Below are 26,620 nucleotides of genomic sequence, written 5' to 3' on the forward strand. Positions count from 1 at the left end.
CGCGCCTCAGCCCAGAATCTCGCGGCAAACGCCGAGCGCGTCGATCAGCGCATCCACCTCCTCGCGGGTGTTGTAGAGCGCGAAGCTGGCGCGGCAGGTCGCGGTGACGCCGAGCGCGTCCATCAGCGGCTGCGCGCAGTGATGGCCGGCGCGCACCGCGACGCCCCTCTGATCGATGATGGTGGCGATGTCATGCGGATGCCCCGGCCCCTCCATCGTGAACGAGAAGATCGCGCCCTTTTCCTTCTGGTCGCCATGCACGGTCAGCCAGTTGAGCGCGCCAAGCCGCTCCGCCGCGTAATCGCGCAGGTCCGCCTCATGCGCGGCGATCGCCTCCATTCCGAGCCCGGTCATGTAGTCGAGCGCGGCGCCGAGCCCGATCATCTGCACGATTCCGGGCGTTCCCGCCTCGAACTTGAAGGGCGGGTCGGCATAGCTCACGCATTCCTGCCGCACCTCCCGGATCATGTCCCCCCCGCCCAGGAAGGGCCGCATCTCCGCCATCCGCTCCGGCGCCACCCAAAGCGCGCCGGACGCGGAAGGGCCATAAAGCTTGTGGCCGGTGATCGCGTAGAAATCGACGCCGAGATCCTGCAGATCCACGGGCATGTGCACCGCCGCCTGGCTCCCGTCGACACAGACCGGGACGCCCTTCGCATGCGCCCCCGCCGCAACCGTCTTCACATCGATCACCGCGCCCGTGACGTTCGACATCTGCGTGATGGCGATCAGTTTCGTGCGGGGACCGATGGCGTCGATCACCTTTTGCGGATCGACGGAGCCGTCAGGCTCCAACCCGATCCATTTCAGCACCGCGCCCTGCCGCTCCCGAAGGAAATGCCAGGGGATGATGTTGGCGTGATGCTCCAGCACGGTCAGGATGATCTCATCCCCGGCCTCGATCCGGGGCGCGGCCCAGCTCGACGAGACCAGATTGAGCCCGAAGGTCGAGCCGGTCGTGAAAATCACCCCATGCTCATGCGGCGCGTTCAGAAAACGGGCGATCTTGCCGCGCACCGCTTCATAATTGTCGGTCGCGAGATTGGAGAGGAAATGCAATCCACGATGAACATTGGCGTATTCGTCGGTATAGGCGCGCGTCACCGCGTCGATCATCGCCTGCGGCTTTTGCGCCGAGGCGCCGTTGTCGAGGTAAACCAGCGGCCCGCCATGGACGGTCCGGGAGAGAATCGGAAAATCCTTGCGAATTTCAGCAACGTCATAAGGCTGTGTGGAATTGGTCATGCTGTCGTCATAAGCCCCGGAAGCAGGAGAGAAAGAACGAACCCGATCAGAAAAACGCCGCCGAACAGGCCGCCGGCGACTCGAAGAACGCTTTTGAACCGGTGCGCCTCGGCGATGAAATTCGCGAGAAGCCAGAGCACGACGCCAACCATCGCGAGCTGCGCCAACGCCAGCCCCGCCGCCGCGCCGGAGCTGAGATTCGGCAATGTGGCCACTGCGACGAGCGGCGAGAAGATCACCGTCACCAGGCTGTGCCACGCGACCACGGTGGCGATCTCGCGGAGCGAGCCTTTCCCGCCAAGCGCCCGTCCGACCCGATATATCAGCGCTACCGCAATGCTATAGGCGACGACGCTGAAAAGAAGGTCCGAGAAGACGAAGCTCACTCCGACGCCGCCGCGGCCCGCCAGAAGCGAAACCAGGATGACGAGAAACGTGTTCACCGAGAAGGCGAGGCCGAACAGAAGCGCGACGCCTTCATACCCATCCACGACATCAAGAACGCGGCGAACGGCTTTTCGCGGCGCGCGATAGCTCTGCATCACCGCGTCGATCAGAAATTCAAGCATCAGACACCTGCGTATTGATTGAGAGCCATGACGCCGAGCTTGTACCCAATGCGCGCCGAGTCCGCGACCCTGTCGCGGCGGAACCTGGAAACAGGCGCCAGCCCGGCGACCGGCCTTCCCGAGCCTGCGTCATTCACCTCATCCCACCGCCTGAAGAAGAAACGCGCCCGCCGCGAGCGCCAGAAAGACGCCAAACACCCGCGCCGGCCGAAATCCGTGCGCCGCCGCCAGCATCGGCGCGAGCAGCGCAACCCACATGAGCCCCGCCGCCATATGCGCGAGCCCGCCAAGGCCGGCCGCGGCCCCGACGACAAGGACGATCGCCGCGAAAGGCCCCGACGCGAGGCCGGACCAGAACAACGCCAGCCGGGTTTCGCGCCAGCCGCCGCGCCCTCCGGCGGCCCGCGCGACGATCCGCATCAGCGCCGCCGACGCATAGAGCGCGAGCGGGAAGAAGGACAGCCCCGCGAAAAACCGCGCCGCGAACCAGGCCTCGCGCATCTCTCCGATCGCCACGACCGGGCGGACCGCCTCCGCCGCCATCTCGCCGAGGGTGAGGAACGCGCAGGCGCCGAACGCATAGGCGAGAAGCCGCGGCTCTCCCGCGCCCTCCCGCCATTCCGAGCGCCAAGACGCGGCCGGCCGCGCCCATGTCGCGGCGATCCGGCCGGTCAGCCCCCGCGCCGCCGGCTCAGGTTGCGCGGACACGGTGGTCGAGCCAGCCGGCGATCCGCGCGCGGATCACATCGGCGACGGCTTCGTCTCCGATCTCCGCCACGGCTTCGTCGACGAACGCCAGAACCATCAGCGACTCCGCGGCGTCCTCCGGCACCCCGCGCGAGCGCAGATAGAACAGAACGTCCTCATCCACCGCGCCGCAGGTGGAGCCATGCGAACAGACGACGTCGTCGGCGTAGATCTCGAGCTCGGGCTTCGCGTTGAATTCCGCGCCATCGTCCAGAAGGAGGCCCTGGCTGATCTGATAGCCATCCGTCTTCTGCGCGCCGGCCTTCACGAGGATCTTGCCCTGAAAGACGCCCTTCGCGCCGGCTTTCAAGACCTGCTTGAACACCTGCCTGCTTTCGCAGTTCACGGCGTCATGCGTGATGAACACCGTATCGTCATGGCGAAAGCCCTCGGCGCCGATCGCGGCGCCGGCGATATGGCCGCAGGCGTCGTCGCCGGTGAAGGTGATCACGGACTCGTTCCGCGTGAGGCGGCCGTTCACCGTCAGCGTGAAGCTCTTGAAAAGGCTGCGCTCCGCCAGACGGGCGAAGAGATGCGTGGCGGCGATGCGGTCATGGTCGCGGCCCTGGGCGCGGACATGATGGCACACGGCGTCGGCGGCGACGTCGATCTCCATGGCCTGGTTGGCCCGGGCCCCCATCGCGCCGCTCTCGAGGATCGTCGCCTCGGCGCCAGCCTCGAAGCGCGCGAGATGGCGGATCATCGCCTCGGACGTCGCGCTTTCATGGAGATAGCGGAAATGGATCGGCCGCGCCGGCTTGCCCGTGACGCGGATCACGAATCCGGATTCCGCCCGCGCGGTGTTGAGCGCGGCGAGCGGGCGCGCCACAGGATCCTGGCCCGCCGCCTCCAGCGCTCCGAAAAGCCCTTTCGCCCAATGGATGTCCGCGGAGAGCGCGGCCTCGAGCGGCTGGATCTTCACCCCTTCGAGGGACGGCTCATCGGAGAGGTCCGGCCGGAACACGCCATCGACGAAGACCAGCCGCAACGCGTCGATCTCATCGAAAACCGGCGTCTTCTCCGGGGCCTCGGCCGCCGCATGGGGCGCGCCTTCGACCAGCGGCGCCGGATCGGTCCGGCGCCAGTATTCGTCGCGCCGGAACGGCCCGCCCATGGCGAGAAGCCGCGCGCTCGCGGCCTGCCGCGCGCTTTCGGCCCAGGCCGCGCCTTTCGCCGGCGCCGGGCGCCGGGCGAGAAGGCTGGCCGCCAGTTCGGCCTTCATCTCGGCCGTCTTTTTCCTTAACGCCGCCATTACGCCACCTTCGCCAGCAGATCGGCGTAGCCGTTCGACTCGACCTCGAGCGCCAGTTCCGGCCCGCCCCTCCGGATCATCCGGCCCTCGGCCATGATGTGGACGACATCCGGGCGGATATGGTTCAAAAGCCGTTGATAATGCGTGATGACGAGAAACGAACGCCCGGCGTCGCGAAGCGCGTTGACGCCATCCGCCACCAGCTTCATCGCATCGACGTCAAGGCCGGAATCGGTCTCGTCGAGGATGCACATCTTGGGCTCGAGCAGCGCCATCTGCATGACCTCGTTGCGCTTCTTCTCACCGCCGGAGAAGCCGACATTGACCGGACGCTTCAGCATCTCGGCGTCGATCTTGAGCTCCTTGGCCTTGGCGCGCACCAGCTTGAGGAACGCGCCGGCGTTCAGCTCCGGCTCGCCCCGCGCCTTGCGCTGCGCGTTCACCGCGGTTCTGAGGAAGGTCATGTTGCCGACGCCCGGGATCTCCACCGGATACTGGAACGCGAGGAACAGCCCCGCGGACGCCCGCTCTTCCGGCGCCAGCGACAGCAGATCCGCGCCCTGCAGCGTCGCGCTCCCCTCGGTCACGACATAGCCGTTCTTGCCCGCCAGCACATAGGCGAGCGTGGATTTTCCCGAGCCGTTCGGCCCCATGACCGCATGCACTTCGCCGGCGCCGACCTCCAGGTCGACGCCCTTGAGGATCGTCTTCTTCTCCTCGGCGAGATCCGCGTGCAGATTCTTTATTTCCAGCATATCCGTCCTTCCCGGGCGTCCTGCCGCCCATTCCCGAATTCCGCGCCCGCGCCGATGGGCGGAGCCCCGGGCGGCGCGGAGTCAGACATTCCTCACGTCATCACTTCATCAAAGAGTCCGGGCGACGAGGCCCGATCGTTCAGGCGCCGCGCCTCTTCCCGCCGGCCCAGATCCGTCAGCCGCGCGCGGCGACGGCCCGGCCTTCCGCCGCACCGGCTTCAGGACGCCGCCATCATCCCACGGATCCCTCCAGGCTGATCGCAACCAGCCTCTGCGCCTCCATCGCGAACTCCATCGGCAGCGCCTGCAAGACCTCCTTGCAGAAGCCATTGACGACGAGCGCGACGGCCTCCTCTTCGTCCATCCCACGCTGACGGCAGTAGAAAAGCTGATCGTCGTCGACCTTGGAGGTCGTCGCCTCATGCTCCACCCTGCTGGATTTGTTGCCACATTCGATATACGGCACCGTATGCGCGCCGCAGCGCCCGCCAATGAGAAGACTGTCGCACTGCGTGAAGTTGCGACTCGATTTCGCCTTCGGATGGATCGAGACGAGGCCGCGATAGGTGTTCTGCGCCCGTTTCGCGCTGATCCCCTTCGAGACGATGCGCGAGCGCGTGTTCTTGCCCAGATGCACCATCTTGGTGCCGGTGTCCGCCTGCTGGTAGTTGTTGGCGATGGCGACCGAGTAGAATTCGCCCTGGGACCCGTCGCCCCGAAGGATGCAGGACGGGTATTTCCATGTCACGGCGGCGCCGGTCTCCACCTGCGTCCACATGACCTTGGAGCGATCGCCCCTGCAATCCGCGCGTTTGGTCACGAAGTTGAAGATGCCGCCGCGGCCTTCCTCGTCGCCCGGAAACCAGTTCTGGACGGTCGAGTACTTGACGTCCGCATCCTCGAGCAGAACCAGCTCGACCACCGCCGCATGAAGCTGCGCCGTGTCGCGCTTCGGCGCGGTGCAGCCCTCAAGATAGCTGACCTTGGCGCCCTTGTCGGCGATGATCAGCGTCCGCTCGAACTGGCCGGTGTTCTCGGCGTTGATCCGGAAATAGGTCGAAAGCTCCATCGGGCATTGCACGCCCTCGGGCACATAGACGAACGAGCCGTCGGAGAAGACCGCCGAGTTCAGCGTGGCGTAGTAATTGTCCGTGGGAGGAACGACCGTCCCGAGATATTTCCTCACCAGTTCGGGATGCTCTCTGATCGCCTCGGAGATCGGGCAGAAGATCACGCCCGCCTTGGCCAGCTCCTCCTTGAACGTGGTGCCGAGCGAGACGCTGTCGAACACCGCGTCGACCGCGACCCGCCGCTCCTTGCCGACCTGCTCTTCGGCGCCCTCGACGCCGGCGAGGATCGCCTGCTCGGTCAGCGGGATGCCCAGCTTGGCGTATGTCGCCAGCAGCGCCGGATCGACGTCGTCCAGCGATTGCGGGCGCTTCTCGATCATGGAGGCCGGGCGCGCGTAATAGTACTGCGCCTGAAAATCGATCTTCGGATAGGAGACCATCGCCCAGTCGGGCTCCTCCATCTCCAGCCAGCGCCGATAGGCGGCGAGCCGCCATTCCGTCATCCACTCGGGCTCTTCATTCCGCTTGGAAATCAGCCGCACGATGTCCTCGGAAAGGCCCATCGGCGCGAATTCGGTCTCGATATCGGAGGAGAACCCGTATTTGTAACTCTCGCCAACGGTGCGGACAGCCTCCACCGTGTCGCCGTCGACGCCTTCTTTCACACGCATATCTTCAAGCGGCATGATACCTCCTTGCGGCCTTCAGGCCGCCTTCCTTTGTCCGGCGCCGCGCGAATGCGGCGATCCATGTATCCGCGAAGGCCATGACCTCCGCCTCTGTCGTGTTTGGGCCGATCGAGACGCGGATCGCGCAGGACGCCGTCACATCGTCATGTCCCATCGCCAGCAGCGCGCGGCTCGCCCGCGCGACCTTGCCGGAAGAACACGCCGATCCGGCGCTGACCGCGAAGCCCGCGAGATCCATCGCCATGACCTGCGTCTCGCCCCGCCAGCCGGGGCAGGCGATGCAACTGGTGTTCGGCAGGCGCGGCGCGCCCTTCCCGATGACGGCCAGGTTCGGCGCCGCCGCATCCAGGATTTCCTCCAGGCGATCCCGGAGCGTCTCCACCGCCGCCCACGCGCCGGATTCGTATTCCCGCTTCGCCGCCGCCGCCGCCGCGCCAAACCCGGCGACGCCGATGAGATTCTCGGTGCCGGCGCGGGAGCCGCGCTCCTGCCCGCCGCCCTTCAGAAGCGCCGCCGCCGGCGGCGTCGCCGCGATCAGCGCGCCGATCCCTTTCGGCCCGCCGATCTTGTGCGCCGATATGATCGCATAGCGCATCGCCGACGCATCGAAGCGCCAGCCGGTCCGGCCGACGGCCTGAACCGCGTCGACGAGCGCGCCCGCGCCCTTCTGGATCACGCCCGTTTCCGAATTCGCCGCCTGCAGGGCGAGAGGCCCGGGCCGCGCCATGTCGGCCAGCGCGCCGTTCGCGTCGACCGGAAGGATCGCCGAGAGATGCGCGGCGACGCAGTCATGCTCGATCCCGCCCCCGACCAGACCAGGCAGGTTCGCCGCCGCCAACGCCGCGGCCTCCGTCGCGCCGGACGTGAAGATCACCTGGTCGGCGTCGCAGCCGACCAGCGCCGCGACGTCGCGGCGCGCCGCCTCCATCACCCCGCGCGCGGCGCGCCCTTCGGCATGGACCGAGGACGGATTGCCGACGACGTCCATCGCCGCCGCCATCGCGGCGCGCGCCTCCGGGCGCAGCGGCGCCGACGCGTTCCAGTCGAGATAGGAGCGGGGGCGCCTCACGCCGTCGTCTCCTCCACATTCAGAGCCATGGAGAAGTTCGGAACCGCGGGGCATGGCTCGATCCGGTCGCCGACGACGTCGGCGAGCGTGGTCTGGTTCAGGAAGACATAGACATGCGAGGAAAGCTGCTCCCAAAGATTATGGGTCAGGCACGCGGCGTCGGCGGCGCCGCACCCGCGCCCGTCGGCGCCGCCGCACCCCCGCCCCGGCGTGCCTTCGCAGGCCATCGCGCTCAGGCGTTCGTCCACCGCCGCCATCACATCGGAGATCCGCGTCCCCTCCGCGCCTTTCGTCAACCGGTAGCCGCCGCCGGGTCCGCGCACGCTGTGAACGATTCCGGCCTTTCGGAGCTTGACGAAAAGCTGTTCGAGATAAGCCAGCGAGATATTCTGCCGGGCGGCGATATCGCCCAGGCTGACAAGCGCCTCCTCGCCTTGCAACGCGATATCCGCGAGCGCGGTGACCGCATAGCGACCTTTCGTGCTGAGCTTCATGTCCCGGCCTCCTTACCTGCGGCTAATGAGCGCAAATTATTGACCTTGCGCAGCCGAACCCCCTAATTCACCAAGCTCGCGTTCAAGGGGTCGCGTTGAGATTTGGAACAGTTCTAAATTGCCTGAGCGCATTAGTCAACGATTCCCCCGCCGCATTTGGACAGGATGGTAGATGCCCGAAATTATTTTCCCCGGCCCTGATGGACGCCTCGAAGGCCGCTACCACCCGCAAAAGGAGCGTAACGCGCCTATCGCCTTGATTTTGCATCCGCATCCGCAGTTTGGCGGAACGATGAACAACAAGGTGGTGTACAATCTCCACTATATTTTCCACCGGCAGGGCTATTCCGTGCTCCGGTTCAACTTTCGCGGCGTGGGCCGGTCCCAGGGCGAATTCGACCAGGGCATAGGCGAGCTTTCCGACGCGGCGGCGGCGCTCGATCATCTTCAGAGCCTGAAGCCCGACGCCAAGATCACCTTCATCGCCGGATTCTCTTTCGGCGCCTGGATCGGCATGCAGCTTCTGATGCGGCGGCCGGAGGCTTCAGGCTTCATCTCGGTCGCGCCGCCGGCGAACATGTATGATTTCACCTTCCTCGCGCCCTGCCCGTCTTCGGGGCTGGTCATCAACGGCGAGAACGACCGGATCGCGCCGCCCGAGGACACCATGAAACTGGTGGAGAAACTTCAGGCGCAGCGCGGCATCACCATCACGCACCGCACCATTCCGGGCGCCAACCATTTCTTTGAAACCGGAATGGACGAGATGGTCTCCGTCGTGGAGTCCTATGTCGCCCAGCGCACCGCGGAGCTGAAGGCGGCCCAGGAGGAATAACCGGCTCAGGGGCGCGCGAGCGCCCCGCCGACCACCGGAGCCTTCGCCCCCGTCGTGCCGGAGGCGGAGTTCGGCAGGCCCCGCAAGGCGCGCACCGCGAGATAGGCGAACGCCTGCGCCTCGAGCATGTCGCCATCCAGCCCGACCGCCTCCACCGGGTCCACCGGCTGATCCAGCGCCGTGGACAGCATCCGCATCATCACGGGATTCCGGCGCCCGCCGCCGCAGATCAGCCACCGGCCGGGCGGCGCGGGCATGTGCCGCACGCTCGCCGCGACGCAATCGACTGTGAGCGCCGTCAGCGTCGCCGCGCCGTCATTGACGGAAAGCCCCGCCATCGCCTCGAGCGCATCCTTGAATTGGTTCCGGTCCAGAGATTTCGGCGGCCTTCGCTCCAGAAACGCGCGGGTGGCGTCCGACCGGAGACGCGCCCGATCGGCGGCGCCGGCGGCCGCGGCGGCCCCGCCCCGATCCATCGACGCGCCCGTCTTTCGCGCCATCCAGTCGTTGACGAGCGCATTGCCCGGCCCGGTGTCGAAAGCCAGAAGCGCGCCGGGCGCGTCCGGCGCGCCCTTCGACGGATCGACCCAGGTGACGTTGGCGACGCCGCCGATATTCAGGAACGCGACCGGCGCGCCCCCCCCGAGGCGCCGGGCGAGCGCGAAATGGTAGAACGGCGCCAGCGGCGCGCCTTCGCCGCCCGCCGCGACATCCGCGCTGCGAAAGTCCCAGACCACGGAGCGGTTCAGGATTCGCGCCAGCGCCGCGCCGTCGCCGAGTTGCCAGGTCCAGCCCTCCTCCGGCGCATGGGCGATGGTCTGTCCGTGAAACCCGATCAGTTCGGGGGCGGGATGATCCGGCGCTCCGGCGAGAAGCTTCGCCGCCGCCGCCGCATGGAGGAAGAGAACCTCTCTTTCCGCCGCGGCGAGCGTCGCCGCCTCCGCCGCGCCGCCGGGCGGGCGATACGCGCGCCAATCGCGCATCACGGTCTCCAGCGCATCGACGTCCCCGCGCCGATAGCGCAGATAGTCGCTCGGGCCGAAGGCGGAGATCTCCTCGCCATCGGTCAGAAGAAGGGCGGCGTCGACACCGTCCATCGACGTGCCCGACATCAGCCCCAGCGTCCATATCGGCTTCGCCATGCCCTTCCCTTTCCAGCCCGCTTCGGTATAGAGCGGCGAGACCCGCCCCGCCAGCCGAGACCGCCCCAGCCGAGACCGCTCATGACCTTCACGCCCCGCTCCGACTTTCTTCATACGCTCATCGCGCGTGGATTCATTCAGGACTGCACCAACTATCAGGGGCTCGACGAGGCGCTGACGAAGGGCGTCCTTCCCGGTTACGTCGGTTACGACTGCACCGGGGCGTCGCTCCATGTCGGGCATCTCGTGAACATCATGATGCTGCGCTGGCTGCAGAAGACCGGCGGCAAGCCGGTGACGCTGATGGGCGGCGGCACCACCCGGATCGGAGACCCGTCCGGCAAGGATGAGACCCGCCAGATGCTGACCGACGCGAAGATCGCGGAGAACATGGCCGGCATCCGGAAGATCTTCTCGCATTATCTCGATTATGGCGACGGCGCGACCGACGCCATCATGCCGAACAACGCGGATTGGCTCGACAAGCTCAACTATGTCGAGTTCCTGCGCGATTACGGGCGGCACTTCACGATCAACCGGATGCTGACATTCGATTCCGTTCGCCTGCGCCTCGACCGGGAGCAGCCGCTGACCTTTCTCGAATTCAACTACATGTTGCTCCAGGCCTACGACTTCATGGAGATGAATCGGCGCATGGGCGTCCGGCTCCAGATGGGCGGCTCGGATCAATGGGGCAATATCGTCAACGGCGTCGAGCTTGCGCGGCGGATCAACGGGGAGGAGGTCTTCGGCCTCACCAGCCCGCTGCTGACCAAGGCGGACGGGACCAAGATGGGCAAGACCGCCGGCGGCGCGGTCTGGCTGAATGAAGAGATGCTGCCCGCCTATGATTTCTGGCAGTTCTGGCGCAACACGGCGGACGCCGACGTCGGCAGATTCCTGAAGCTGTTCACCGAGCTGCCGCTGGACGAGATCGCCCGGCTCGAAGCGCTCGAAGGCGCGGAGTTGAACGAGGCGAAGAAAATTCTGGCGGACCACGCCACCACGCTCGCCCACGGCGCGGATGCGGCGGCCAGCGCCGCCGCGACGGCGGCCGAGACATTTGAAGCCGGGGGCGCCGGCGCCGATCTGCCGCGCCTCGCCCTTGACGCGGCTGATCTCGCCGCCGGCGTCAGCGCGACCCAGCTTTTCGTCCGCGCCGGGCTCGCCGCCAGCGGCAAGGAGGCCAAGCGGCTGATCGCCGAGGGCGGCGCGCGCGTGAACGACGAGCCGTTGACCGACGCGGGCCGGCTCTTCGGCGCCGCCGATTTCGACAACGGGCCGCTGAAGCTCTCCGCCGGGAAGAAGCGCCACGCGCTCGCCGTGCGGGCCTGAGCCGGCTCAGCGCCGCGGATCCGGAGCCTCTTCCTGGGCGCCGCCCTCCACTTCCTTCGCGCCGTCGAAGATTCGCCGGAGAACGCCCGGCGCCAGCACGGACAGCGGATTGACGGAGACGCGCGGCGCCTCCACCGGGCCCCGCACCGAGAAGGTGAACGCGAAGACCCCTTGCCCATCGCCGCCCGTCAGTATCTTGCCGATCAGCGGGATTCGGCCCGCGGCGCTGTTCAGGCGGTAGAGCGGCGTGAAGACGCCGTTCATCCGCAGGCGGTCGGCGTCGATCTCGTACTCCCCGGATAGATTCACCCCGATCGACGGGCCTTTCGCCACCGCGTCCTTCAGCGTGACCACGCCGTCGGCGTATTCGAACGGCGCGAGGATGTCGTCGAACACGATCCCGTCGTCCCGCATCTTTTCCCTCAGTTCGGACAGCTCCGCCCCGTCGAGCAGTTGCTCCAGCTTGGCGTCCTTGTGGATGACGATGTCGCGGACGAGAATCTCGCCGTCGAGGCGAAAGCCATCGCCTGGGGCGATGTCGGCGCGGAGAATCAGAACGCCGCCCGATCCGTCGTCGAACACCTTCGCGTCGCGCAGGAACCGCCCGGCGTCGTCGATCCGAACCCGCATGCGGCCGCCGTCCGGGCCGCGTTTCAGGTTCGCCTGCACCGGCGCGCCCTCATCCAGCCGCGCGTCCGCCTCCGCGATCACCTCGCCCCGCCCGGTCCGCCGCAGGAACCCGGCGACGTCATTGAACGCGCGGTCCTCCATCACCTTCAGAACGCCGATCTTCATGTCGATCCGGAACGGCGGAGCGGCGGAGCCTTCATCCGCGGCGCCGTCATCGGCGATCATCCCGTCGACCAGATCGTCGAGCCCGGCGAGGTCGAGCAGCGGCCCCTCCACCGAGGCTTTCCAGAACGCGCCTTCGCGCGCCGCCTCAACCGCCAGATCGACCGCGCCGCGATACTGAAAATCGCTGAGCGACACCGAGTCCAACACCCCGTCCGCATCTGTCCGGGCGGCGCCGACCGCGACCAGCGCCCCTGTCCTCAGCGAGAACGAATCGAGCGTCAGCCGCCGCCCCGCCAGCGCCCCGGCGGCCGTCAGCGCGCCCTCCGCGCCCACCGTCTTCCGCCAGTCGATCTCCGGGATCGAGAACGCGCCGTCCTTCAGCCCGGCGCTGATGTTGAATCGGGTTCGGTCCGCGCCGGGCGACAGCGTCGCGTCGACCGACAGCCGACCGTCGGTGAACCAGCTCTGCTCGACGCCGAGCGCCCGCAGCTGCTCCGGCGTCATCACCGCCTGAGCGGTGATCGAGCGCTCCGACGGAGAGAATGTCTCCCGCCATTCGACGCGCGCCGGGATCGACGCCACCTCGGCGTCTCCCGCAAGTTCGAATCCCTGGGTGTCCGCCCTCAACGACAGCGCCGCCGCCGTCACCGGCTGTTCGAGCTGCGGCGCGAGCAGCCCGACATCGGACAGCGCCGCGCTCACCTCCACCTCCACCTGCTCGAGCAGAAGATCCTTCAGGAGCGGCAGCGTCGCGACCGCCTCGATCTTCGCGGTTCCGGCCACCTCGCCAAGCGGGACGCCCAGCGCGGAGGTCAGCGCCAGCGGCTCGCTGTCGATCAGCGCCAGCGCGTCGGCGATGGCGCCCGAGGCCCGGATGGTCGCCGCGCCCGGCGTCTGCGGATGATCGAGATCGGCGATCACGAAGGTGGACCCGGCGAGATCGAGAGGGCCGCCTCCCTCCGGCGTCACCCGCCCGGCGTCGAGCGACAGCGAGAACCGCTTCAGATCGACCTGCCCGGACCCGGAACCGCCGCGGATCGGCGGCATCGGCCGCAGATAGCTCCCGGCCGCCTCGTTGAAGGTGAAGTCGATCTTCAGCTCCTCTTCCGCGCCTCCCAGCCGGACCACCGCGTTGGCGTCGACCACATGCGCCGCGTCCATGTTCGCCCGCATCCAGTCGCGCGCCCCCGGCGCCGCCTGCCGGGGCCAGTGCGCCATCATCTCGTCCAGCGTGAAATCGCCGCCGTCGACCGCGACGTCCGCGCGCCATCCCTCCCCCGGCTCCGGCCAGAGCCGCCCGGTGAGCGCGAGCCGCATCCGCTCGCGGTCGAGCCGCAACTCGCCGATCTCGACCAGCAGCGGCTCAAGCGTGATCCGCCCGGTCAGCCGCCCCGCCCTGTAGGCGAGCGGCGCGTCCAGGAACTCCGGCGCGGTCACGCCGATATCGGTGAAATCGAGCTGCGCGACGACAGCCTCCGCCGCCCCGTCGGCGTCTCGATCGACCTGAACGAAACCGGCGCCGCGGAGGGAGGCGCGGTCTGCGTCGAGCGCGATCTCCCCGATCTGGAACCGGCCGGTTTCCGGCTCGTAATCGAAGCCGAGGCTGGCCGAGGTCATCGGCTCGACCGCGCCGCCGCCGAGCGCGACCCGCCCCGCCCCGGTCTCCATCCGCCCCGAGAGCGTGTGCAGCGTCCCCTCGCGGTCCATCGTCAGGTTGATCGCGCCGCCGACCGGCGCGTCCACCGCCGCCAGCCAGTCGAGCGCGGAGATCTGCCCGGCGATATCGACGGGCGCGGCGTTCTCGAATTCCGCTGAAAGCCGGATCTCGCCGGACCGGGCGAGCCGCCCGCGCAGAAGCGCCGAGACGCGGCCATGCCGGCCGCCGTCCAGCGTCGCCCTCATGCGCGCCGCGACCCCGCCACCAGCGCTCCGAAACGACAGATCCGCGCCGTCCGCGCGGTAGGTGTTCCCGCTGACGTGATCGATATAGAGGATCGACGCGTCGCGAAGCCGCAGCCGCCGGCGCCCTGGCGTGTCGAGAAGCTCGAGATCCAGCGCGTCGGCGCCCTCCGCCCCCGGCTCATCCGTGGCCGCCGCCTCCAGCAGGCGGCGGAACGCGTCCGCGCCATCGCCGGCGGCGGCGTCCGAGAGGCCGCCGAAGCCGAACCTGAACGCGCCCGAAGGCGCCCGCTCCAGACGCCCGGAGATCCCGGTGAGGATCAGGTCGTCGGGAAGGAAGCGGCCGGAAATCAGGTCGGACACCCGAAACTCCACCGAAATGTCCGGCACGCGGGCGAAAGGCCCGGTCTCATCGTCGATCAGAACCGCATCGGAGATCGTCAGCCCGGCCACGCTCCCGTCCCGGTCGGAGAGCGCGAGCCGCGCGCCGCCGACCGAAAGCCGGACCCCGGGCAGACGCTCCGAAGCCGCCCGCTCGATCATCGGCAGAAACACGCCGAGATCGACAGGCCCCGAGATCAGCCTGAGATACAGCCCGCCGGCCGCCAGAGCGGCCACGAGCAGCACCGCGCCAAGGAGCGCCGCCGCGCGCCGCGCGTAGCGCGCGCCCGCCCGACGCGGCCGCGGCGCGCCCTCACTCCCGCCGCTCATTCTCCGCGCCGCGCCATGCGCCCTCCCGTCGCCTCGCCCGCCCTTGACGCCGGGCGAGGGGTGAATTCCATATGGTCCCGGGCGGCGCGGCGCGCCGCCGTCTTTCCCGAACCGGGTCAGGCGCCACCATAGCCTTGAAACCGAGCCGCATGAAGGAGAGCGCGATGACAAATACCGAGAGGCCGGCGCCCGGCGACGCGGCGCCCGATTTCACCTTGACGGCCCCAGGAGGCGCGGTCTCGCTTTCGGCCCGGAACGGCAGGAAAACCGTGCTTTACTTCTATCCAAGGGACGACACGCCCGGCTGCACCGCCGAAGCGCTGGATTTCACCGCCGAAGCCGCCGCGTTCGGCGCCGCGGGCGCCGACGTCATCGGGATCTCGAAAGACAGCGTTCAGGCGCACGAAAAGTTTATCGCGAAACATGGCCTCGGCGTCACGCTCGCCTCCGATGAAGATGGGGGCGTGGCGGAGGCCTATGGCGTCTGGGTCGAAAAGAACATGTATGGGCGAACCTTCATGGGGATCGAGCGAACGACATTCCTGATCGACGGCGCGGGGATCGTCCGCCAGGTCTGGCCCAAGGTGAAGGTGAAGGGCCATGTCGCCGAGGTGCTGAACGCGGTCCGGGCGCTTGACTGACCGGGTTGAGCTGACCGCGCTCGCGCTCGACGCGCTCACGGAGCCCTCGGCCCGCGAGAAGGCGCGAAAGACCCGGGCCGCCGCGGCGCGCTGGCGGGAGGCGCGCGCCGCCGGCGGGGGCGATCCAGGCGAGGGCGCGCTCCCCGACCGCCCCGCACGCCCGGGCGCGCCCGTTCTTCTCGACCCGCGGGAGATGCCGAAACGCCGGCGCGGCGGCGAGGCGGGGCGAATCGCGCTTCTCCACGCGATCGCGCATATCGAGCTGAACGCCATCGACCTGCACTGGGACATGGCGGCGAGGTTCGCGAGCGAGGACCTCCCCCCCGGCTTCTTCGACGACTGGGTCTCCGCCGCCGACGATGAAGCGAGGCATTTCACTCTGCTCGCCGACCGGCTGGAGGCGATGGGATCGCATTACGGCGCGCTGCCCGCCCATGCCGGGATGTGGCGCGCGGCGGAACAGACCAGCCATGACATCATGGCGCGCCTCGCCATCGTGCCGATGGTGCTGGAGGCGCGCGGACTGGACGTGACCCCCGGCATGATCGAGGCGTTCGGCGCCGCCGGCGACGAGGAAAGCGTCGCCGCGCTCCGGACGATCTACGCCGAAGAGGTGGCGCATGTCGCCTATGGCGCGAAATGGTTCAATTTTCTCTGCGGCCGGCGCGGCGACGACCCGAAACCGGCCTTTCACGCGCTCGTGCGCCGCTACTTCCCCGCCGGACCGAAGCCGCCATTCAACGACGAAAAACGAGGCGAGGCCGGGTTGCCGCCCGACTTCTACTGGCCGCTGGTCGAGACCGCGCCGCGCCCTGCGGGAAAATCTTGAAGGCGATGCGCCGATCGCGTAGTGACTGTTGTGAAGCGGGCTGAGACCCGCGCTCAGAACCTGGCGAAAGAGTGGCGGAGGCAGAATGCTTCAGAGGCTCAGTGAAGGCGTTAACCGGCGCCTGACTCCTCTCTTTCCCGAAAGGCGGCTGATTCTCCGGTCAGAAGTGTCCACACGCTATCTGCGCGCGTCGCCGCTCATGCAGGCGAGCGCGGCGGCGCTTGTCGCCGGCTTCATCGGATGGACCGGATTCGCCAGCGTGAAGCTCGCGGAAACGGCGCTTCGCGCATCCGCGGCGACGGAGATGCTCGCCGTCTCGGAAGCGGTGTACGAATCCCGCATCGCCGGACTGACCGAGGAGGCCGCCCGCGCCGCCGAGGCGCAGGCCGCCGCCGAGAGCGCCGCGCGCCTGTCGATCGCCCGCCTCTCGCAGCAGCATGCGGCGCTGACGGACGCGATGGTGAGCGAGCGGGAGATCGCCTCGCGCCTTGAAGCCGAAGAGAGCCGATTCGCCGATCTCGCCGAGGAGCATGACGCGGCGCTGACGCTCTGCGAGGCGACCGGCGACCGTGTCGCCGCGCTCGAGACGGCGCTGGCCGAAAAGAGCGCGGAATCCGACGCCCGCGGCGACATGCTCGCCGCGCTCAACGCGACGCTCGGCGATGTCGCCGACGCCCGCGACGACGCGGATCAGACGAAGCAGTCGCTCGCCCTCCAGATCGATGAGTTGAGCGCCGAGATCTCCGACCGCGCGGCCCAGCAGGACCGGCTCCTCTCGCAACTGGAGGACGCCGCCACGCTCAGCCTCGGCTCGCTTCAAGGCGTGTTCGAGAAGAGCGGCGTGGAGCTGGACGCGATTCTGAACGCCGTCCGGCGCGAACAGGGCGGCGCCGGCGGCCCGTTCATCCCGATGGAGGAGATCGAGGCGCTGAGCGTGAGCGAGGCCGACGCGCCGCGCCTCGCCGCGCTGATGGAGGATCTCGAACGGGTCAATCTGATGCGGATCGCCGCCGAGAAGATGCCTTTCGGCCGGCCGGTCGGCGCCGCGCGCCTCACCTCCACCTTCGGCTATCGCCGCGACCCGCTGAACCGGCGCGGCGCGCGCCACACCGGCCTCGACCTCGCCGGGCGCCGGGGGCAACCGATCATGGCGACGGCGCCGGGGCGGGTCACGTTCGCCGGCTGGCGGCGCGGGTACGGAAAGGTCGTCGAAATTGAACATGCGTTCGGCTACGAAACCGTGTACGCTCACCTCAGCAAGACCCGAGTGAAGGTCGGCGCTCACGTCGAGCGCGGCGATCGGGTCGGCGATATGGGCAGCACCGGACGCAGCACCGGGAACCATGTCCACTACGAAGTCCGCATCGACGGCGCCCCCGTCAACCCCGCGAAGTATATCGAGGCCGCAAGAAATGTTCTCTAAGAGCAAGACCACCGAACCCGCACCGAAGCCCGCTCCTCTGGCGGATTCTCCGAAACCGGCCTCCGCCGCCACCCCGTCGGCCGGGAGCGCCGCCTCGGCGCCGACGCCCGCAGCGGCGCCGAAGCCGAAGGCGTCGCCCTCGGTGATCTCCACCGATCTCAAGCTCACCGGCAATCTCACCACCGACGGCGACATTCAGGTCGAGGGCCAGATCCAGGGCGACATCCGCGCCCATCTCGTCACCGTGGGCGAGACGGCGGTGATATCCGGTGAGATCATGGCCGACGACATCGTCGTCCACGGCCATGTGAAGGGCCGGGTGCGCGGCATCAAGGTGCGCCTCACCTCGTCCGCCAGGGTCGAGGGCGACATCATCCACAAGACCATCGCGATCGAGAGCGGCGCTCATTTCGAGGGCTCGGTGCAACGCGCCGAAGACCCGCTGAAAAGCGAAGGCCGCGAGCCGAAACCGGTCGCGCGTTCCGAATCCTGACCTGAGCGGAGCGCCGCCGCCTCGCGGCTGACCAGCGCTTTCGCCAGAAGATCCCCTTCCCTGCGCCGAAGGCCGGCGCGCGGCGTTTCGCGCCGCTTGAAGAGCAGTGGCGAGGCGGCCGGGTGCGCGGCGGGCCGCCTCGCCCGGCCCATGTCACCCGGCTTCATGGCACCGGGCTTTCAGACGAGAGGCGCGCTCAACGCGGCTCGGGAGCGCCGCCAAGCGGGATGCTCCTCGCTCGGCTTTTTCGGACGCGCCCCGCCGCCGGAGCGGCGGGCGGGGCGGGGCGGTCAGAGACAGCCGGCGATCCGGGTCATCGCCTCCTCGATGTTCTCCACCGAATTGGCGTAGCTGAAGCGGATGTAATCGTCCGCGTGGACGCCGAAGCTCGGCCCCGCCACCGTGGCGACGCCGGCCTCCTCCAGGAACCGCTTCTGCAGGGTTCTGGCGTCCAGCCCGGTCCCGCTCACATTGGGGAATGCGTAGAACGCCCCCGCCGGGTCGAGGCAGGTGAAGCCCGGGATCGCGTTCAGCCGCGCGACGATCACCTGGCGGCGCTGATCGAAGGCGCGCATCATTTCGTCGACCGCGTCCTGCGGGCCCTGAAGCGCGGCGATTCCGGCGAACTGGGTCGGCGCGTTCACGCAGGAGTGCGAATTGACGCAAAGCCGCACCGCCTTCTCCACAAGCGCGTCCGGCCAATAGGACCAGCCGAGCCGCCAGCCGGTCATCGCATAGGTCTTCGACCAGCCATCGAGAACGATCAGCCGGTCACGGATCTCCGGCCAGGCGAGAAAGCTGACATGCTCGCGCCCGCCATAGAGCATCCGGGCGTAAATCTCGTCAGACATCAGCGCGACCTCGGGGTGGTCGGCCAGCCCCTTCACCAGCTTCTCCATCTCCGCGCGCGGGGTCGCGCCCCCGGTCGGGTTGCCGGGGGAGTTGACGATGATGAGCCGGGTCCGGTCCGTGATCCCGGCCAGCACCTCCTCGGCGGAAAACGCGAACCCGTTCTCCTCGCGGAGGACGATCGGGACCGCTTTCGCGCCGGTGTATTCGATCATCGACCGATAGATCGGGAATCCGGGATCCGGATACATGATTTCCGCGCCCGGCTGGCCGAAGAGCAGGACCGCGAAGAACATCGTGGGCTTTCCGCCCGGCATGATGACGATGTTGTCCGGGTTGATCTCGACGCCGCGCCGCGCGGCGACATCCGCCGCCACCGCCTCCCGGAGCGGCAGAATCCCGTTCGCCGGCGTGTAGCCGTGATGGCCGTCGCGAAGCGCCTTCACCGCCGCCTCCACCACATGCTCCGGCGTTTTGAAGTCCGGCTGGCCGATGCCCAGATTGATGATGCTCCGCCCCCGCCGCTCCAGTTCGGCGGCGCGGGCCAGCACCTCGAAGGCGCTTTCGGTCTGAAGGCGGGCGATACTGTCGGCGAGGATCATGAAGGCGCTCCGTTCAAGATGAGAGAAATTCCGCCGGGGGGCGCCGCGGGCTTCGGCGCCCCCCGGGATCGTGAATGGCGGGCGACGGCGTAAAAGTCTAGACTGCGCGGCGCGGGGAGGCCTGAGCCGCCGCCCGCCCCACCGCGAAAACGGCCCGCGAGGGCCGCCCCACGGCGGCGCCCAAGGAGGCCTGAGATGAAAGTACGCGAAGTTCTTCTCTCGAAAGGCGACAAGGTCATGACCGTGAGCCCGCGGGAGACGGTCGACATTCTCGCGCATCGCCTTCGACTCGCCGATGTCGGCGCGCTGATCGTCAGCGACGACGGCGAGAAAATGCTCGGCATCGTTTCGGAAAGGGATATCGTCGCCTGTCTCGCGCAAGACGGCGCGGAGGCGCATCGCGCGAAGGTGAGCGACATCATGTCGTCGGACGTCGTCACCTGCTCACCCGACGACCAGCTCTCGGCCATCGCCCGGAAGATGACGGCGCGGCGGATCCGGCATATTCCGGTCGTCGACCGGGGCCGACTGGCCGGCATGATCAGCATCGGCGACATCGTCAAGCATCGGCTGACGGAGATCGAGCTGGAGGCCGGAGTTCTGAGGGATGTGGCGATGGCCGCGCGCTAGATCGCGCGTCGTCTCCGGCTGGCGCATGAGAGAAACCTCGCGGCCGCGCCCTACTCCGCGCCCGCCTCCGCGCGGGTCTTGCCGGTCACGTCCTGCGCCAGCGCCGCCGCCATGAACGCGTCGAGATCGCCGTCGAGCACGCCCTGGCTGTCCGATGTCTCGACCCCGGTCCGCAGATCCTTCACCATCTGATAGGGCTGAAGCACATAGGAGCGGATCTGATGCCCCCACCCCGCGGCGTCCTTGGCGTCGTGCGCGTCGTGGATCGCCTGATTGCGCCGCTTCATCTCCAGATCATAGAGCCGGGACTTCAGCGCCTTCATCGCGATGTCGCGGTTTTGATGCTGCGATTTCTCGGAGCTGGTGACGACGATTCCGGTCGGCATGTGCGTGATCCGGACCGCTGAATCGGTGGTGTTGACGTGCTGCCCGCCAGCGCCGGACGACCGATAGGTGTCGATCCGGATATCGTTCGGCGCCACTTCGATCTCGATCGAATCGTCCACCACCGGATAGATCCAGACCGATGAAAACGAGGTGTGCCGCCGCGCCGCGCTGTCGAACGGTGAAATCCGCACCAGCCGGTGAACGCCGCTTTCCGCCTTCAGCCAGCCATAGGCGTTCTGGCCCTTGATGAGATAGAGCGCGGATTTGATCCCGGCCTCTTCGCCCGGGGTGGTCGACATCAACTCCACCTTGTAGCCGCGCCGCTCCGCCCAGCGCACATACATGCGCGCCAGCATCGCCGCCCAGTCGCAGCTTTCGGTTCCGCCGGCGCCGGAGTTGATCTCGAGATAGGTGTCGTTGCCGTCCGCCTCGCCGTCGAGAAGCGCCTCCAGCTCCTTGTCCGCCGCCGTTTTCCGCAGTTTCGAAAGCGCGGCCTCGGCCTCCGCGACGACCTCTTCGTCCCCCTCGGCTTCGCCCAGCTCGATCAACTCGACATTCTCCGCCAGCTCGCGCGCGAGCATGCGGCAGGATTCGATCTTGTCCGAAAGCGCCTGACGCTCGCGCATCAGCGTCTGCGCCTTGGCCGGGTCGCTCCAGAGGTCCGGATCTTCGGCGCGGGCGTTCAGCTCGTCCAGCCGCCGCTCCGCCGTGTCCCAGCCGATGCGCTGCTGGAGGAGAGCCAGCGATTTTTCAATGGATTCGACAGTGGATTGCGTTTCCGCGCGCATATTCTGGCCCTGACGATACGAAATGGATCAGCGCCGTTCTTACGCGTCCGGCGAACTCGGGTAAAGGCGAGCCGCCCGCCCCGCCCCTGCGAACAGGATCGGCGCGGCGCGTTCGCGCCTCTCGCTAATAGACGCCGCCGCTCTCCAGATCCCGGTCCAGGTTGCGCGGCGGACGCGGGCCGCCGCCGCCGCCGGCTCCGGCCCCGGCGCCGTATTCCGCATCTCCCGCGGCGTCGCTCTCGCCATCGCCGATCTCCGCCGCATTCCCCCCGAGCGTCATCGGCAGGTCGCCGCCGCCAAAGAAGGATGACGACAGATCGCCCACGATCGGCGCGGTCTCGTACATGGCCGGCGTCCGCCCCTCGCGGAACACTTCGCGGATGACGCTGCCGCCGGCGCCCTCCGGCACTCGCTCGCCGGTGTAGCGGTCCACATACGCGAACTCGACGCCTTCAGGCGTCTCGAACCGGCCGGCGGGACGAATCTTCAGCGCTTCCGTCATGAACGCCTGAAAGACCGGCGCGCACATGCCGCCGCCGGTGCCGCCCCTGCCCATCGGGCGCGGATCGTCATAGCCGATGAAACAGCCGGCCACGAGGTCGGGCGTGAAGCCGACGAACCAGGCGTCCTTCGCCTCATTGGTGGTTCCGGTCTTGCCCGCCACCGGCACGCCGAGCGCGGAAAGCCGCGCCGCCGTGCCGCGCGAGGCGACGCCCTCCATCATCGAGACCAGCTGATAGGCGGTGATCCGGTCCATGATCCGCTTCGCGGTCGGCTTCGGCCACGGCTCGATCCCGTCCGCGCCCGGATCCGGCGCGGCGCAGGCGTCGCAGATGCGCGAGTCATGACGGTAGATCGTCTCGCCCCGCCGGTTCTGCACCCGGTCCACCAGCGTCGGCTCCACCCGCCGGCCGCCATTGGCGAACATCCCGTAAGCCGCGACCATCCGCCAGAGCGTCGTCTCGCCCGCCCCGAGCGCATAGCTCAGATGCGCCGGCATCTGATCATAGACGCCGAAGCGCTCGGCGTAATCGGCGACGATGTCCATGCCGACATCCTGCGCCAGACGCACGGTCATCAGGTTGCGCGACATCTCCAGCCCGAGCCGGAGCGGCGACGGCCCGTAGAACTTGTTGGAGTAGTTCTTCGGCTTCCAGTCGCCGCCGGCCAGCCGGACGACGACCGGAGCGTCGAGCACGATCGTCGCCGGCGAATAGCCGTTGTCGAGCGCGGCGGCGTAGACGAACGGCTTGAAGGCCGAACCGGGTTGGCGCTCCGCCTGCGTCGCGCGGTCGAACACGCTCGCTTCATAGGAAAATCCGCCCTGCAGCGCCAACACCCGACCGGTATGCGGGTCCATCGCCATGAACGCCCCCTGGATCTCGGGGATCTGCCGCAGCGACCAGCGTTGCAGCGCGCCATCATCCTTTCGGATCGCCTTGACGAGGATCACGTCGCCGACCGCGAAAACGTCGGACGGGCGTTTCGGCGCCGCGCCGCGCCCGCCGCCCGTCAGCCGCGGCCGCGCCCAGTCCTTCACATCGTCGAACGGGATGTAATGACCGTCCGAATCCTCGTCGACGCCATCAATGCCGATTCGGGCGCTCTTCTCGCCGACCTCCAGCACCACCGCCTTGCGCCAGCCCTCGATATCGGAGGGCGCGGGCGTCGCCGCCAGTTTCGCGCGCCAATCCGCCTCATCGGCGGCGCTCACCTCATCCAGCGTCGCGAGCGGGCCGCGCCAGCCGTCCTTCTCCCTGTCCCAGCTCTCCAGCTTGGCGCGAAGCGCGCGCGCCGCCATCGCCTGCAACTCCGGGTCGAGCGTCGCGCGCACCGTCAGACCGCCGCCGAAAAGCTCCTCCCGGCCCAACCGCGCGGACAGCTGGCGGCGGATCTCGTCGGTGAAATACGTGTAGTTCGGGATGGGCGGCAGATGGCTTTCGATCTCGCCGCCGATCACCGTTTCGAGCGGAGTGGCTTTCGCCGCCTCGGCTTCGCTGCGGGTGAGATAGCCGTTCTGCGCCATCTCCTCGAGCACGTAATTGCGCCGCTGCACCGCGCCCTCGCGCTGGCGGACCGGATGGTAGCTCGACGGCGCCTTCGGCAACGCCGCGAGATAGGCCGCCTCCTCCGGTTTCAGCTCCTCCGGCGTCTTGCCGAAATACCGGCGCGCCGCGGCGGTGACGCCGTAGGCGTTCTGACCGAGGAAGATGTCGTTCAGATAGAGTTCGAGAATCTGTTCCTTGCCAAGCGCGCTTTCGATCCGGGAGGAGAGAATGAATTCCTTGATCTTCCGCTCGACCGGGCTTTCGGAGGACAGCAGGAAATTCTTGATCACCTGCTGGGTGATGGTCGAGGCGCCGCGCAGCCGCTCGCCCGTCTGAATGCGGCGGAGATTGTCGAGCATCGCCTTCACGATCCCCAGCCCGTCGACGCCGGAATGGACGTAGAAGTTCTTGTCCTCGGCGGAGATGAACGCGTTCTTCACCAGCGGCGGAATCTCGTCGATCGGCGTGAAGATGCGCCGCTCCGCGGCGAATTCGGCGATCACCTCGCCTTCACCGGAATAGACGCGGCTCAGCGTCGCCGGCTGATAGGTCTTGAGTTCGTCGTAATCGGGCAGATCCCGATCATAGATCCAGAGCACCGCGCCGACGATCGCGACGCCGGCGATGGCGGCGATCGAGCCTGCGCTGAAGAGAAAACCGAGGAAACGGATCATGACGCCTGTCGCTGCTGTCGCGCCGGATTCGCACGGCGCCTGTCACGCGGCCTTATAAGGGCGCCGCCCGGATGATTTGAGGCCCTTTCATGGAGTTTTCGCATAAATCCGCACGGGCCTCAACGGCCCTCCGAAAGCCTCGGGATTGCTAAGATCCCGCGGCGGTGGTCTACTTTCCTCGCGTGGCGGAGGAACCGGCTAAGATTACCGTTGATCCGATATATCAGATGTGATGCAGTCGAGATCTGACAGGGAGGATGTCATGCTGGATCGGCGCGCGGCGAACACCGGCGAGAACGACGCGGCGCTCATGGCGCGCGCGAAACGGGTGGTTCCCGGCGGGCTCTGGGGGCACATGAGCGTCTCGCGCCTGCCGGAGGGCTATCCGCAGTTCTTCTCCCGCGGGGAAGGCTGCCGTATCTGGGATACGGACGGAAACGAGCTGATCGATTTCATGTGCGGATACGGGCCCATCGTGCTCGGCCATCGCGACCGGGATGTCGATGCGGCCGTCGCCCGGCAGATGGAGCGGGGCGAGCTTTTCAACGGCCCGGCGCCGGTGATGGTCGATCTCGCCGAGCTTGTGGTCGACCTGATTCCGCATGCGGACTGGGCGCTCTTCTGCAAGAATGGCGGCGATGCGACGACGACCGGCGTGACGCTGGCGCGCGCGGAGACCGGGCGGCGCAAGATCCTCGTCGCGCGCGGCTCGTATCACGGCTCCGCGCCATGGTGCACGCCGTCGCTCGCCGGGGTGACGGACGAGGACCGCGCGCATATCCTCCATTACGACTACAACGACCCCGCCTCGCTGACCGAGGCGGTCGAGGCGGCGGGAGACGACCTCGCAGCGATTCTCTGCACCGCGCTCCGGCATGACGCGCGGCGGGATCAGGAGCTTGCGACACGGGAGTTCGCGGAGGCGGCGCGCGCGCTCTGCGACCGGACCGGCGCGGCGCTGATGATCGACGATGTGCGGGCGGGCTTCCGCCTCGCGATGGGCGGAAGCTGGGAGCCGTTGGGCGTGCGCCCCGACATCTCCACCTTCGGCAAGGCGATGGGCAACGGGCATCCGATCTCGATGCTCACCGCGACGGAGCGGTTCCGCGACGCCGCGCAGCGCATGTTCGTCACCGGCTCCTACTGGTGCGGAGCCGGCGCGATGGCGGCGAGCCTCGCGACCCTCACGAAACTTCGGGAGACCGACGGACTCGCGCATATGGAGCGGATCGGCCAGCTTTTCCGCGACGGCCTGAACGAGCAGGCGGCGCGCCATGGCGTCCGGATCCGCCAGACCGGGCCGGCGCAGATGCCGCTGATCCTTTTCGACGCGGATGTGAATTTCGCGAAGGGCGATCTTTTCTGCCTGGAAGCGCTGCGGCGCGGCGTCTTCCTCCATCCCTGGCACAACATGTTCCTCTCGACGGCCCATCGCGAGACCGACATCGCCGAGGCGCTGACCGCGACGGACGCCGCATTCGGCGCGGTCGCGAACGCGTTCGGCTGACGGGGCGCGCCGCGGCGCGGCCTGGCCCGCTCCCGGCGTTCACTTTGGAAACCCGCCGGAGGGCCACGGAGAGCGGGGCCGGAGGCGGACATTCTGGTCGGCGGCGTCAGGAGCGCGCCGGCCGACGGCGCGGAGAGAGCCGCGCGATCACATTGGCGCCGAGTCTGGCGACTCGCGCCGCCGGCAGCTTGGAAAGGAGTCGGATCATGGTCGAACTGAACGAGGCGTACAGCAGCGGCGCCGCATTCGTGGATGGGGAGTTCGTTCCGATCTCGGAGGCCAAGATCTCCCTTCTGGACTGGGGGTTCAGCAAATCGGACGTGACCTATGACGTGGTCCATGTCTGGGACGGCGCCTTCTTCCGGCTGAAAGATCATCTCGCGCGGTTCGCGAGCTCCGTCGAGAGGTTGGGAATGACCCTGCCCCATGACAGCGCCGCCATCGGAGACATCCTCGACGGGTGCGTCGCGCGCGCCGGGCTGGAGCGCGCCTATGTCGCGATGCTCGCGACCCGCGGCGTCCCCGGGCCCGGCATGCCGCGAAGCCGCCCGAGCCTGCTGAAGAACCGGTTCTTCGCCTATGCGTTGCCCTGGGTCTCGGTGTTTCCGGAGGAGAAACAGGATACCGGGCTGAAATTCCTGATCTCCGAGACGCTGCGGATTCCGCCGGCGTCGTTCGACCCGACGATCAAGAACTACATGTGGGGCGATTTCATCGCCGCGCTCCGCGCCGCGGAGGCTGCGGGCGTCGACAGCGCGATCCTGCTCGACGGCGACGGCGTGGTGACCGAGGGGCCGGGCTTCAACCTCTTCATCTGGAAGGATGGCGAGTTGTTGACCCCTGACCGCGGCGCGCTCGAAGGGGTGACGCGCAAGACGGTTCTGGAGATCGGAGCGGAGATGGGCGTGCCGGCGCGCCTCGCGCGGCTGACCCGCGCCGATCTGGAGGCCGCGGACGAGGTCTTCACCGCCACGACGGCGGGCGGCGTCTCGCCCGTGGTCGAGCTTGGCGGGCGGATCTACGCGAACGGGCGCCCCGGTCCGATGTTCCGGAAAATCGAAGAAACCTACTGGGCCTGGCACAAGCGGCCCGAGCTGTCCACGCCGGTGCGCTACGCCGAGGCCGCGCGGCGAAGCGCATGA

22 protein-coding genes are annotated in these 26,620 nt (G+C 68.0%); 9 read left to right on the forward strand and 13 right to left on the reverse strand.

Annotation, left to right across the window (positions count from 1 at the left end):
• Positions 1–6: 6 nt before the first annotated feature.
• From WG921_RS17225 to WG921_RS17260, 8 genes are all read right to left on the reverse strand, one after another.
• A complete protein-coding gene (locus WG921_RS17225; RefSeq protein ID WP_340110498.1) occupies positions 7–1,245 on the reverse strand; it encodes a cysteine desulfurase in 1,239 nt (412 codons plus the stop codon).
• Positions 1,242–1,814, reverse strand: a complete 573-nt coding sequence (locus WG921_RS17230; protein ID WP_340110499.1) for a YIP1 family protein — start codon at positions 1,812–1,814, stop codon at positions 1,242–1,244. The genes WG921_RS17225 and WG921_RS17230 overlap by 4 nt, the downstream gene beginning before the upstream one ends.
• A 138-nt stretch (positions 1,815–1,952) precedes the next feature.
• Positions 1,953–2,522 (reverse strand): hypothetical protein, encoded by a 570-nt coding sequence (locus tag WG921_RS17235; RefSeq protein WP_340110500.1) that lies wholly within the window; start codon positions 2,520–2,522, stop codon positions 1,953–1,955.
• The gene (locus tag WG921_RS17240; protein WP_340110501.1) at positions 2,506–3,783 is read right to left on the reverse strand and encodes a SufB/SufD family protein; all 1,278 of its coding nucleotides are present in this window, start codon (positions 3,781–3,783) and stop codon (positions 2,506–2,508) included. Before WG921_RS17240 ends, WG921_RS17235 begins: the two co-directional genes overlap by 17 nt.
• Positions 3,784–3,812: 29 nt before the next feature.
• A complete protein-coding gene (gene sufC, locus WG921_RS17245; protein WP_340110502.1) occupies positions 3,813–4,568 on the reverse strand; it encodes a Fe-S cluster assembly ATPase SufC in 756 nt (251 codons plus the stop codon).
• 232 nt (positions 4,569–4,800) lie between these two features.
• Positions 4,801–6,324 carry a Fe-S cluster assembly protein SufB gene (gene sufB / locus WG921_RS17250; protein WP_413788604.1) on the reverse strand — a complete coding sequence of 508 codons (1,524 nt, stop codon included), beginning with the start codon at positions 6,322–6,324 and terminating at the stop codon, positions 4,801–4,803.
• The gene (locus WG921_RS17255; RefSeq protein WP_340110503.1) at positions 6,314–7,396 is read right to left on the reverse strand and encodes a cysteine desulfurase family protein; all 1,083 of its coding nucleotides are present in this window, start codon (positions 7,394–7,396) and stop codon (positions 6,314–6,316) included. The genes sufB and WG921_RS17255 overlap by 11 nt, the downstream gene beginning before the upstream one ends.
• Complete coding sequence (locus WG921_RS17260) at positions 7,393–7,890, reverse strand: Rrf2 family transcriptional regulator (RefSeq protein ID WP_340110504.1); 498 nt, start codon at positions 7,888–7,890, stop codon at positions 7,393–7,395. Before WG921_RS17260 ends, WG921_RS17255 begins: the two co-directional genes overlap by 4 nt.
• Before the next feature lie 172 nt (positions 7,891–8,062).
• On the opposite strand from WG921_RS17260, the gene WG921_RS17265 reads away from it, so the two are divergent.
• Positions 8,063–8,725 (forward strand): alpha/beta hydrolase, encoded by a 663-nt coding sequence (locus WG921_RS17265; RefSeq protein ID WP_340110505.1) that lies wholly within the window; start codon positions 8,063–8,065, stop codon positions 8,723–8,725.
• A gap of 5 nt (positions 8,726–8,730) precedes the next feature.
• Here WG921_RS17265 and WG921_RS17270 read toward each other — a convergent pair whose 3' ends face one another.
• On the reverse strand, positions 8,731–9,867 hold the full coding sequence (locus WG921_RS17270; protein ID WP_340110506.1) for an anhydro-N-acetylmuramic acid kinase: 1,137 nt from the start codon (positions 9,865–9,867) through the stop codon (positions 8,731–8,733).
• A gap of 81 nt (positions 9,868–9,948) precedes the next feature.
• Here WG921_RS17270 and tyrS point away from each other — a divergent pair, with 81 nt between their 5' ends.
• A complete protein-coding gene (gene tyrS / locus WG921_RS17275) occupies positions 9,949–11,202 on the forward strand; it encodes a tyrosine--tRNA ligase (protein ID WP_340110507.1) in 1,254 nt (417 codons plus the stop codon).
• 6 nt (positions 11,203–11,208) lie between these two features.
• On the opposite strand, the gene WG921_RS17280 is transcribed toward tyrS, so the two are convergent.
• Positions 11,209–14,607 (reverse strand): AsmA-like C-terminal region-containing protein, encoded by a 3,399-nt coding sequence (locus WG921_RS17280; RefSeq protein WP_340110508.1) that lies wholly within the window; start codon positions 14,605–14,607, stop codon positions 11,209–11,211.
• Between the two features lie 164 nt (positions 14,608–14,771).
• On the opposite strand from WG921_RS17280, the gene WG921_RS17285 reads away from it, so the two are divergent.
• The 4 genes from WG921_RS17285 (at position 14,772) to WG921_RS17300 (ending at position 17,993) form a co-directional block, all read left to right on the forward strand.
• Complete coding sequence (locus tag WG921_RS17285; protein ID WP_340110509.1) at positions 14,772–15,248, forward strand: peroxiredoxin; 477 nt, start codon at positions 14,772–14,774, stop codon at positions 15,246–15,248.
• A complete protein-coding gene (locus WG921_RS17290; protein ID WP_340110510.1) occupies positions 15,241–16,077 on the forward strand; it encodes a ferritin-like domain-containing protein in 837 nt (278 codons plus the stop codon). Before WG921_RS17285 ends, WG921_RS17290 begins: the two co-directional genes overlap by 8 nt.
• Before the next feature lie 85 nt (positions 16,078–16,162).
• A complete protein-coding gene (locus WG921_RS17295; RefSeq protein WP_340110511.1) occupies positions 16,163–17,500 on the forward strand; it encodes a DUF5930 domain-containing protein in 1,338 nt (445 codons plus the stop codon).
• Positions 17,490–17,993: a bactofilin family protein gene (locus WG921_RS17300; protein ID WP_340110512.1), complete on the forward strand. Its 504-nt coding sequence runs from the start codon at positions 17,490–17,492 to the stop codon at positions 17,991–17,993. The genes WG921_RS17295 and WG921_RS17300 overlap by 11 nt, the downstream gene beginning before the upstream one ends.
• 290 nt (positions 17,994–18,283) lie before the next feature.
• On the opposite strand, the gene WG921_RS17305 is transcribed toward WG921_RS17300, so the two are convergent.
• Positions 18,284–19,444: a pyridoxal phosphate-dependent aminotransferase gene (locus WG921_RS17305; RefSeq protein ID WP_340110513.1), complete on the reverse strand. Its 1,161-nt coding sequence runs from the start codon at positions 19,442–19,444 to the stop codon at positions 18,284–18,286.
• Between the two features lie 195 nt (positions 19,445–19,639).
• Between WG921_RS17305 and WG921_RS17310 the strand changes: the two genes are divergently transcribed.
• A complete protein-coding gene (locus WG921_RS17310; RefSeq protein WP_340110514.1) occupies positions 19,640–20,074 on the forward strand; it encodes a CBS domain-containing protein in 435 nt (144 codons plus the stop codon).
• 50 nt (positions 20,075–20,124) lie between these two features.
• Here WG921_RS17310 and prfB read toward each other — a convergent pair whose 3' ends face one another.
• Together prfB and WG921_RS17320 are read right to left on the reverse strand one after the other, a co-directional pair.
• Positions 20,125–21,249 carry a peptide chain release factor 2 gene (prfB, locus tag WG921_RS17315; RefSeq protein WP_340110515.1) on the reverse strand — a complete coding sequence of 375 codons (1,125 nt, stop codon included), beginning with the start codon at positions 21,247–21,249 and terminating at the stop codon, positions 20,125–20,127.
• Positions 21,250–21,373: 124 nt separating this feature from the next.
• Positions 21,374–23,971 (reverse strand): penicillin-binding protein 1A, encoded by a 2,598-nt coding sequence (locus WG921_RS17320; RefSeq protein WP_340110516.1) that lies wholly within the window; start codon positions 23,969–23,971, stop codon positions 21,374–21,376.
• Positions 23,972–24,233: 262 nt separating this feature from the next.
• Between WG921_RS17320 and WG921_RS17325 the strand changes: the two genes are divergently transcribed.
• Both WG921_RS17325 and WG921_RS17330 read left to right on the forward strand, forming a co-directional pair.
• Positions 24,234–25,478 (forward strand): aminotransferase class III-fold pyridoxal phosphate-dependent enzyme, encoded by a 1,245-nt coding sequence (locus tag WG921_RS17325; protein ID WP_340110517.1) that lies wholly within the window; start codon positions 24,234–24,236, stop codon positions 25,476–25,478.
• A gap of 206 nt (positions 25,479–25,684) precedes the next feature.
• Positions 25,685–26,620, forward strand: a complete 936-nt coding sequence (locus WG921_RS17330; RefSeq protein ID WP_340110518.1) for an aminotransferase class IV — start codon at positions 25,685–25,687, stop codon at positions 26,618–26,620.

Origin of the sequence: Paludibacillus litoralis, assembly GCF_037646705.1 — a bacterium.
Taxonomy (GTDB): Bacteria; Pseudomonadota; Alphaproteobacteria; order Rhodobacterales; family Rhodobacteraceae; genus Pikeienuella; species Pikeienuella litoralis.